Consider the following 8,609-nt stretch of genomic DNA (forward strand, 5'->3'; position numbering starts at 1 on the left):
ATGGAAACCCGACACTCCTGGCGCGATCGCGCGGAACGAGGCCCTCCGCGCGTCGAAACGCTTCGGCCGGACGATATGGCGACGATGGAGCGGCTATCACCGCCGAAGCCGCGTCGAAACAAAGATGCACTGTGTCAAACTGCTGGGTCAGCGCCTTATGGCGCGGGACTTCGACCGTCAGGTCGCGGAGTTCCAAGTTCGTGTTGCCGTCCTGAACGGCTTCACCACTCTCGGCACGCCCATTACAGAAGTCGTGGGATAAGTCTGTCCGGGGATAGGGGAACCCTCACCGTCAGACCATTTGTGCAACAGAGCCCTGTTAACCGACCACTGTTGATAGGCAATATATATGCCAAGCATAGCGATAGTTGGCGTTAACAAAGCACTTAATAGATTTACCCATTGCATAAAAAACTCACCACATTTTTTCACAATTAACTCCGCCTTCAAACATCCAACTCCTCCACAAACTGCGCATTCTCCTGAATATACTGGAACCGCAGTTCGGGCTTTTTGCCCATCAAACGCTCCACCAAATCGGATGTTTCGCCCGGTTCATCCTCATCAATACTCACGCGTATCAACTTGCGGCTGTCCGGGTGCATCGTGGTGTCTTTCAGGTCTTTGGCGTCCATTTCGCCAAGTCCCTTAAACCGCTGCACGTCGATTTTTCCTTTTCCGCCCAGACCCTTGGCCAGCCAGTATTCCTTTTCCACATCATCGGCGACGTACAGCCGTTTTGCGCCTTGCGTCAGGCGGTACAGGGGCGGGCAGGCCAGATAGAGGTGCCCTTGGTCGATCAAAGGCCGCATTTGGGTAAAGAAAAACGTCATCAGCAGTGCCGCGATATGCGCGCCGTCCACATCCGCGTCGGTCATGATGATGATTTTATCATAGCGCAGATCATCGACGCGGAATTTGGTGCCCATTTGCACGCCCAACGCCTCGCATATATCGCGGATTTCGGAATTGTCGTGCAGCTTGTTCGATGCCGCCCCCAGCACGTTCAGGATTTTACCTTTTAGCGGCAACAGTGCTTGGGTTTCGCGGTTGCGCGCGCCTTTGGCGGAGCCGCCTGCCGAGTCCCCTTCGACAATAAACAATTCGGTGCCATCGCGGTTTTTCGCGCTGCAATCGGTCAATTTACCCGGCAAGCGCAGCTTTTTGGTGGCAGTTTTACGCTGGGTTTCTTTTTCTTGGCGGCGGCGCAGGCGTTCTTCGGCCCGCAGCACCAAAAAGTCCAGAATGGCCCCGGCCGATTTGGTGTCATTGGCCAGCCAATTGTCAAAATGGTCTTTGACCGCCAGATCGACCCATTTCGCGGCTTCCTCGGTCGACAAACGGTCCTTGGTTTGGCCCACGAATGACGGTTCGCGAATAAAAATTGAAATCAGCGCGCAGCCGCCCGTCAGCATATCCTCGCGCGTGATCAGGGCCGCTTTTTTATTGTTGGCGCGCTCGCCATAAGCCTTGACGCCTTTCAGCATCGCGGCCCAAAATCCAGCTTCGTGCGTCCCACCTTCGGCGGTGGGGACCGTGTTACAATAAGATTGGATGAACCCGTCGCGCATTTGCGTCCAATTGATCGCCCATTCGATGGAGCCGGGGATGCCGAACTTTTCCTCAAACGAGACTTTGCCGGCAAAGGGGCGTTCGGCATAGGTCATGGTGCCGGACAGTGATTGGTTGAGGAAGTCGGCGAGGCCGTTGGGGAAGTGGAACGTCGCCTCCAGCGGGGTTTCGCCGTCGTTGATTTCGGATTTCCAGCGAATTTCGACGCCGGAAAACAGATAGGCCTTGGATTGGGTCAGCTTGAACAGGCGCGCGGGTTTGAGTTTTAATGCGCCGAAAATTTCCGGGTCGGGGTGAAAGGTGATGGTGGTGCCGCGCCGATTGGGTGCTGCACCAAGTTTTGCGATGGGGCCAAGCGGCACACCGCGCGAAAACCGCTGTTCATACAGTTCTTTGTTGCGGGCGACTTGCACGATCATGCTGTCTGACAGCGCGTTTACGACCGAGGAGCCGACCCCGTTCAACCCGCCGGAGGTGGAATAGGCTTTGTTGGAAAACTTGCCGCCCGCGTGTAGGGTACATAAAATCACCTCCAAAGCGGATTTGTCGGGGAATTTGGGGTGCGGATCGACGGGGATGCCGCGCCCGTTGTCGCGCACCAGCACGGACCCATCGGCCAGCATTTCCACCTCAATCCGCGTGGCGTGGCCTGCCACCGCTTCGTCCATCGAGTTATCAAGGATTTCGGCGACCATGTGGTGCAGCGCGCGTTCATCCGTGCCGCCGATATACATGCCGGGGCGTTTGCGGACCGGTTCCAGCCCTTCCAGCACCTCGATTGATGACGCGTCATAGGTTTCAATCGGGGTGGAGAGGAGATCATTGGGCATCGGCTGCTCGATTCTGATGGGGGCGTGTTTGTGGCAGGATTAGACCACCTGCGGCCCTAGGGTGCAAGATCTGGGGGGTTTTTGGTGAGTGCGGGCGGATCAGGCGGGTTCGGCGTTGCGCTGTTCCATCATCGCCGCAAACGCCGGGCGGGCCTGACAACGCGCGAGCCAAGCAAAGGTTTTTGGATACGCAGCATGAAGCGGTTTGTGCGTTTGGGCATAGCGCAGACATTCGGCGACCATGATGTCGGCGACCGTGAAACGGCCCCCCATCAGATAATCAGTGGTGCCGAGAAGGGTTTCCAACCGCTCCAACGGGCGCACCAAGCGGCCTACGGCGGCGTTGATTTTGGCGATGCCATCGGGTGTCTCGTGCACCCCATCGGCATAAGTATAGATGATGTCGATGCCCGGCAGGTCCACCGAAATGCCGCCAAACAGCGCCCACTGTTCGGCCTGCGCCTGCTCGGCCGTGCCTTGCGGCCCCAGATCGCCGCCGTATTGGCGCGCCAGATAGTTGGTGATCGCCAGCGATTCCGTTAGCACCAAATCGTCGTCCACCATCACAGGCACCGCCGATTGTGGGCTGATCGCCATAAAGGCGGGCGACAGGGTGTTGAGGGGCGCATCAGCTGCCATGGGCGTTGCAAGGCGGTAGCTTTGGATGACCGGGACATGGGTGAAGGGGACATTCGCCTCGGCCAACAGCCAAAGGGGGCGCGTGGCGCGGGAACGGTAGACGCCGTAAAGGGTGATCATTGTGGCCTCCTGTGGGTTCACGTCTTTGTTGCCGCGATAAGGCCGCTGGGGCAAGGGGAAACGCGCGGTGTGATTGCAGCGAAAACCCGCCGTTTGCCTGTATTGCGGCGCTGGTCCCGGTTGGCGGGCTGTGGCATTGTGCGTGCGGTAATGGGGCCATTTGGATGGGCAAATGACGTTTTGGCAAAGGCTGGTTTTGGGCGGGGCTTTGGGGCTGGGTATGGGTGTGCAAACTGCGGCGGCGCATCCGCACATATTTATCGATACCGCGTTGGAGGCGATCTTTGACGATCAGGGCCGGGTCACGGCTTTGCGCATCAGCTGGTCCTATGATGACTTTTATTCCTTGCTGACGGTGCAAGATATGGGCCTTGACCCCGATGGCGACGGGGCGCTTGCCGCGGATGAAGTGGCGCAACTGTCCGGGTTTGATATGAACTGGGACGCCGATTATGACGGCGATCTGTATGTGCTGCATGGCGGCCAAGCGATTGCGATGGGCCGCCCCCAAGATCCCGATGTGCGCTATGACAACGGCATTATCACCAGCATCCATCTGCGGACCTTGGCGCAGCCCGTGGCGCCGGGGCTGGACGGTTTGGTCGTGCAAGTCTATGACAGCGGGTTTTACACGGCCTACAGCATCTTGCCCGCGGTCGCACTGACAGCTGCCCCGGCGGGCTGCATGGCAGAGGTGTTTGAGCCGGACCTGAGCGAAGCGGACGCGGCGCTGCAAGCGGTGCTGTTAGAATATTCCCCCGGAGATGATGTTGAGATGGAATTTCCCGCCGTTGGGGCAAATTATGCAGATGAGGCGCGTGTAACATGCCCCGCCCCGTGATGCCCCGCTCTATGATTTCGCGCCCCATGATGCCGCGCGTGCTGATCATTGTGGGCGCGGCCCTTGGGCTGGGCTTGTTGGCGCTATGGGGGTTGGGCGGCTTGGCCGGGTTCACCGCTTGGGCCGCCGACAGCCAGCGGGCTGCGCAAAACGCCATGGCACGGGCGTTACGGGCCTTGCAGGCCGGGCAACCGGGGGCGTGGGCAGCGCTGATGGGCGTGTGTTTTGCCTATGGGTTTTTTCATGCGGCGGGGCCGGGGCATGGCAAGGTTTTGATCGGCGGCTACGGCGTGGCGCGCCGGGTCGGGGTGGCGCGGTTGGCGGGCATTGCCCTTGCGTCCAGCCTTGCGCAGGCGGCGACGGCGGTGCTGCTGGTCTATGCCGGGGTGTATTTTTTGAATTTGTCGCGCCAAGCGATGGTGGGGTTGGCAGAGGATGTTTTTGCGCCGCTCAGCTATGCCGCGATTGGATTGATTGGGCTGTGGTTGGCATGGCGCGGGGGGCGCAGTTTGTGGCGCGCGCGCGCAGTGGCGGGGCAGCATGATGCGGTGGGGCATACACATGCACATGGCCATACGCACACAGGTGGGCATACGCACAACGACGGGCACGCGCGCACAGATAGCCACACGCACAGTGACGGGCATATGCACAGCGAGGCGCAATGCGGCACGTGTGGCCATGCCCACGGTCCCAGCCTGCAAGACGTGGAGGCGCTGACGGGCTGGCGCGACACCGCCATGTTGATCGCAGGAATCGCCATTCGGCCTTGCACGGGCGCGCTGTTTTTGTTGATTTTGTGCTGGCGCATGGGGATTGATAGCGCGGGCATCGCGGGGGCCTTTGCGATGGGGATGGGCACGGCGACGATCACGGTTGCGGTGGCGGGCCTGTCGGTTTGGGCACGGCAAGGGGCGTTGCTGGCGCTGGCGGGCGGGCGCCTGTCGCGCGCGGCCCCGGTGATTGAGGTGGCGGCCGGGGTGACGGTGGCGTTCTTGTCCCTGGTAATGCTGCGCGCGGCGCTGTGAGGGATTGATTTTCCTGTCTTGCTCGGTCGCATCCGCGCGGATAAGGCTGGGGGCATGACAACCACACCCCGCCTGACCAAACCCCAACACGCCCGCGCCTTGCTGGTGCTTGGCCTGCCCCTGATTGGCAGCCATTTGGCGCAGATGATGCTGCATGTCACCGATACCGTGATGCTGGGCTGGTACGGGGTGGTTGAACTGGCATCGGTGGTGCTGGGCGCGTCGCTGTTTTTCATCATTTTCATTCTGGGGTCTGGCTTTGGCCAAGCGGTGATGCCTATGGTAGCCCAAGCGCTGGGGCGCGGGGATGAGGTGCAAGTGCGCCGCGATGCCCGCATGGGGCTGTGGCTGTCGATCGGGTTTGGGGTGATGACCTATCCGGTGTTTTGGTGGTCTGAGGCGCTGTTGCTGGCGCTGGGCCAGCAGCCTGATGTGTCTGCGATGGCCCAAGATTATTTGCGCATTGCGGGGCTGGGGATGATCCCTGCGCTATTGGTCATGGCGCTGAAAAGCTATTTGGCAGCGGTGGAAAAAACCCAAGTGGTGCTGTGGATCACGGTGGCGGCGGTGGCGCTGAACGCGGGCATCAATTACGCGCTGATTTTCGGCAATTGGGGCGCGCCGGAAATGGGCGTGCGCGGGGCTGCGATTGCATCAGTGTTCACCCAAGCGGTAACGTTTGTGGCGTTGGCGTTTTACGCGCATTGGCAGCCCGATTTGCGGCGGTTCAACCTGTTTCAGCGGTTTTGGCGGCCCGATTGGCAAGCGATGGGGCAAGTGTACCGCATTGGCTGGCCGATTGGGTTGACCGGGCTGGCCGAAGGCGGGTTGTTCCAAGCGTCAGCCATTATGATGGGCTGGATTGGCACGATGGAACTGGCCGCGCACGGTATCGCGCTGGAGGTGACGGCGCTGGCGTTCATGGTGCATTTGGGGCTGTCCAATGCGGCAACCGTGCGGGTGGGTCGCGCGATGGGGCAGGGCGACGCGCAATCGCTGCGCGACGGGGCGCTGGTGGCGTTTATGCTGTCGATGGGGTTCGGGGTGGCGATGGTGGTGCTATTTTTGGCGCTGCCCGCGCAGATTGTGGCGCTGTTTTTGGACAAGGCGAACCCTGAAACGGCGGCGATCATTGCGTTTGGCACCACATTGCTGGCGCTGTCGGCGTTGTTCCAAATGGTGGACGCAACGCAAGTGATGGCGCTGGGGTTTTTGCGCGGGATGCAAGACACCAAGGTGCCGATGGTGCTGGCCTGCTTGAGTTATTGGGTGATTGGGATTCCGGTCAGCTATATCCTTGCGTTTCCCATGGGGTTGGGCGGGCCGGGGCTGTGGTTGGGTCTTACGGTGGGGTTAACGGTGGCTGCGGTGTTGTTGTTGCTGCGGTTTAGGTCCCGCGCGCCAAAGGTGGTGTGACGGGGCGGTGGGTTGCACCCACCCTACGCGCTTTGGGTGAAGGGCGGGCGCGTGCCCTAGGCCTGCCACCCTTCAACGATCACGCAATCGCCGGTGGCCACGGGGTCGCGCAACGCCTTGGCCGCTTGGTATTCGGGGCTGTCATAGCAGGCCTGTGCGGCGGCAAGGCTGGGAAATTCGATCACCACGGTACGCGCGCGGCACGCCCCTTCGACTTGGGTTTGCGGCGCGCCGCGCACCAAAAACCGTGCGCCGTATTTGGCAAAGGGGGCGGCGTTGGCGGCTTTATACGCCTCATACGCTGCGGGGTCTGTCACATCGACATGCGCCACCCAATATCCTTTTGGCATCCCGCCCCCCGTTATTTGAAAATCTTGCCCAGCAGAGCCGCGTGTTCGGCCAACCCATAAGGCGGGTTGATCACGAACATCCCTGACCCGATCATCCGGTGGCCTTCGCGCACGGGGCCAAATCGCACCTCATGGCGCAGGGCATCGGGGAACAGGGTTGTCAGTGCCGACAGCATATGGCCATGACTGCCCGAGGTCAAAATCGGATACCACAGCGCCAAAATCCCCACGTTCCATTTGCGCGCGACCTTGGCGATGTCGTTTGGGATGCTGTCATAATCGGCCTTCACCTCATAGCTGGGGTCGACCAACAACAGGCCGCGCCGGGGCGTTGGTGGGCAAATGGCCTGCGCCAGTTTGAAGCCGTCTTGTTGGTGGATATGCGCGTCCCATTGGGTCAGATGTTCCACCAGCACCGCGTTTTCGCCGGGGTGCAGTTCGGCCAGATGGATAGTGTCCATCTCTCGCATCGTCATTGCGGCGATCAAAGGTGAGCCGGGATAGGCCATGGGGCCGTATTTGAACCGCACTTCATTCAAGCGCTGGCGGTAGGGGTGATCGGGGGGCAGGGCCTGTTCCAGCGTGCCCACGCCTTGCGCCGCCTCACCCGTTTTCAGGGCGGCGGCGTCGCCCAGATCATACAGGCCGCGACCGGAATGAGTTTCGATATAGGTCATCGGCTTGTCCTTTTGGACAAAGTAATCCAGCATCCACGCCAGCATCGCGTGTTTGTGGACATCGGCCGGGTTGCCTGCGTGATAATGGTGTTGATAACTGAGCATGAGGGTGGGTTTAGCAGGGGGCGCGGCGCGGGGGAAGGGGGGCTGAAGTTAGCGTGTGGGTTTGGGGTATGTGGGGCATATGTTTTGCGTATTTACGACCGGATGTTGTGGGCAGAGGTGTCGGAGTGAACCCCTACATACAGGTTTTTGTGGAAAGTGTGTTGCGGCAGGCACAGCGTGCAGGTGTCTTGCGAAGCGCCCAAGGTCGGCGGTCTTTTGGTGATCATGATTATTGGGCGGCGCCTGTTAAGGCTGTTTTTGATGCGACGGACTACAGGGTGACTAGGCGGGAACCCGATATCATAAATCCTCCACAACTTTGGCTAACCTCACTCTTGTGAGGCGGCAAAGCGATGTACTTGGTCAAAAGAAAAACCTTTGACGCAACAATAGCGCGCTTTGCGACCAGAGTTACAGTTACAGACTCTATTCCCAATAAGTTTTGTGAATTTGGGTTCTAGCACTAGCGCGGCTTCAAATGCTATTTGGCGAATATATAACCGTTCAATGGCTTTAAAAGGCTTTTCGCCCAACATATTAAAAGATAACAATTTTATTGAATTTTCATTCAGAAGTCTGTGATATTTGAGGTCAATTTTTGGATCAACATGAGCGCCCCCATCTTGGTCTGCGACAAGTCTTACAAAATCGGATCTGCTGAAAAACTCTCTGTAGGGCACCTCTATAAATTGCCCCACCGCCCACACTGCGGTATGGTGGGACAGTGAACTGGCGGTGGGGATGCGGCGATGGCGCAGATGGGTTTTTTCGATCTTTCGGACCGTTACGCGAGTCTGGATGCCAAGAAGGACCCGCTGGTCGAGATTGACACCGTCGTGCCGTGGGAGGAGTTCCGTCCCACCCTTGAGCGAGCCTGGCGCAAGCCGGATGCGGATCGCAAGTCCCGCGCGGGACGCAAGCCGATGGACGCGGTTTTGATGTTCAAGACGCTGGTTCTGAGCGCGCTCTACAACCTTTCCGACGACCAGATCGAATATCAGGTCCGCGACCGGTTGTCTTTCATGCGGTTT

The 8,609-nt window shown here is 59.5% G+C and carries 8 protein-coding genes and 1 pseudogene; 5 read left to right on the plus strand and 4 right to left on the minus strand.

Features of this window, described 5'->3' with window-relative positions; translation table 11 throughout:
- Positions 1-262, plus strand: a pseudogene (locus tag BMY36_RS18225) (IS5/IS1182 family transposase); the annotation flags it as partial.
- Between the two features lie 184 nt (positions 263-446).
- Here BMY36_RS18225 and parE read toward each other — a convergent pair.
- Together parE and BMY36_RS18235 are read right to left on the minus strand one after the other, a co-directional pair.
- The gene (gene parE, locus BMY36_RS18230; protein ID WP_050518288.1) at positions 447-2,402 is read right to left on the minus strand and encodes a DNA topoisomerase IV subunit B; all 1,956 of its coding nucleotides are present in this window, start codon (positions 2,400-2,402) and stop codon (positions 447-449) included.
- Between the two features lie 99 nt (positions 2,403-2,501).
- Entirely contained in the window at positions 2,502-3,161 is a 660-nt protein-coding gene (locus BMY36_RS18235) for a glutathione S-transferase family protein (RefSeq protein WP_050518293.1), read from the minus strand.
- 172 nt (positions 3,162-3,333) lie between these two features.
- Here BMY36_RS18235 and BMY36_RS18240 point away from each other — a divergent pair, with 172 nt between their 5' ends.
- The 3 genes from BMY36_RS18240 to BMY36_RS18250 are packed head-to-tail and all read left to right on the plus strand — an operon-like array spanning position 3,334 to position 6,446.
- The gene (locus tag BMY36_RS18240) at positions 3,334-4,002 is read left to right on the plus strand and encodes a DUF1007 family protein (protein ID WP_050518289.1); all 669 of its coding nucleotides are present in this window, start codon (positions 3,334-3,336) and stop codon (positions 4,000-4,002) included.
- Positions 3,987-5,030, plus strand: a complete 1,044-nt coding sequence (locus BMY36_RS18245; RefSeq protein WP_231579645.1) for a nickel/cobalt transporter — start codon at positions 3,987-3,989, stop codon at positions 5,028-5,030. Before BMY36_RS18240 ends, BMY36_RS18245 begins: the two co-directional genes overlap by 16 nt.
- Before the next feature lie 54 nt (positions 5,031-5,084).
- Positions 5,085-6,446 (plus strand): MATE family efflux transporter, encoded by a 1,362-nt coding sequence (locus BMY36_RS18250; RefSeq protein ID WP_050518290.1) that lies wholly within the window; start codon positions 5,085-5,087, stop codon positions 6,444-6,446.
- Between the two features lie 56 nt (positions 6,447-6,502).
- On the opposite strand, the gene BMY36_RS18255 is transcribed toward BMY36_RS18250, so the two are convergent.
- Both BMY36_RS18255 and rlmJ read right to left on the minus strand, forming a co-directional pair.
- A complete protein-coding gene (locus BMY36_RS18255; protein ID WP_050518291.1) occupies positions 6,503-6,796 on the minus strand; it encodes a DUF1330 domain-containing protein in 294 nt (97 codons plus the stop codon).
- Between the two features lie 11 nt (positions 6,797-6,807).
- The gene (gene rlmJ, locus BMY36_RS18260; protein ID WP_050518292.1) at positions 6,808-7,578 is read right to left on the minus strand and encodes a 23S rRNA (adenine(2030)-N(6))-methyltransferase RlmJ; all 771 of its coding nucleotides are present in this window, start codon (positions 7,576-7,578) and stop codon (positions 6,808-6,810) included.
- A gap of 749 nt (positions 7,579-8,327) precedes the next feature.
- Here rlmJ and BMY36_RS18265 point away from each other — a divergent pair.
- Positions 8,328-8,609: transposase (locus BMY36_RS18265; protein ID WP_139194138.1), on the plus strand; the 282-nt coding region annotated here is incomplete at its 3' end.

The organism is Pseudorhodobacter antarcticus, from assembly GCF_900110135.1.
In the GTDB taxonomy this organism is placed as follows: domain Bacteria; phylum Pseudomonadota; class Alphaproteobacteria; order Rhodobacterales; family Rhodobacteraceae; genus Pseudorhodobacter; species Pseudorhodobacter antarcticus.